This is a genomic window from Myroides sp. LoEW2-1, from assembly GCF_009767705.1.
GTDB lineage: Bacteria > Bacteroidota > Bacteroidia > Flavobacteriales > Flavobacteriaceae > Flavobacterium > Flavobacterium album_A.
Genome location: NZ_WSPP01000355.1, coordinates 1 through 810, shown reverse-complemented (window position 1 = coordinate 810; position 810 = coordinate 1). Strand labels below are relative to the sequence as shown.

Sequence of the window (810 nt, the reverse complement as noted above, 5' to 3'; positions counted from 1 at the left end):
ATCTTATGCTAACTTTTGCATTAAAATGGCACTGTATAGGGCGAATTAATTGGTAGAGGTATTTGTTTAAATCATAAATTTTTATTAAATTTATAATAGAAATAAAAAAGAATAATATTAATAGTGTAATTGATTAACGCAAATTTGTTCCTTATGAAGAAAATTTTTACAATTCTATTTTTGGCATTAGCTTTTGGTGCTTGTAAAAATACAAAAGAAAGTAAGTCTCTTGGAGATCAGAGAGCTGGTGAATCTGTAATTGGTATGTATTACTACTTTGTTACAAATCAGAAATTAGATTCTTTACCTAATTACGTGGATAGCGAAAGTTTCACTGCTCAAGATGTAGAGGCATTAACAAGTCAAATAAAAGAAAGACATGACAGCTTAGGACCTATTGAAAGTTTTAAAATGGCTGACTGGAAATTAACAGAGCACAACAAAAAGGAGAAAACAAAAGATTTCATTTTTGATTATACTGTAGAGTATAAGACAAAAACAGTAAAAGAAAGAATCCATCTTGATAGAAAAGGTAAGGATTTGAAAATATCTAAAATTGAGTTTGATGTAGAGTAATATCTACGGTAATTCAATAGTAAAAAAAACACCTCACAATTTTAATTGTGAGGTGTTTTTTTATTGTATAAAATCTACTATTATCTTTTGCATTTCATCGATACTAACTACTTTTAAATCGGGATGATTTCTCAGCCAATTCTGATGATCTTCTTTAAGATCTGAAGTGAAATCCTTGAAAGAGTTATCTTCGAGTAATAGAGCAATGTCTTTTTGACTTTCAAATTTAGAGTC

1 protein-coding gene is annotated in these 810 nt (G+C 28.4%); it reads left to right on the top strand.

Going from position 1 to position 810, the window contains the following annotated elements; translation table 11 throughout:
* Nucleotides 1-153: 153 nt before the first annotated feature.
* On the top strand, nucleotides 154-576 hold the full coding sequence (locus tag GOQ24_RS15930; protein ID WP_155092336.1) for a hypothetical protein: 423 nt from the start codon (nucleotides 154-156) through the stop codon (nucleotides 574-576).
* The last annotated feature ends 234 nt before the right edge of the window (nucleotides 577-810 follow it).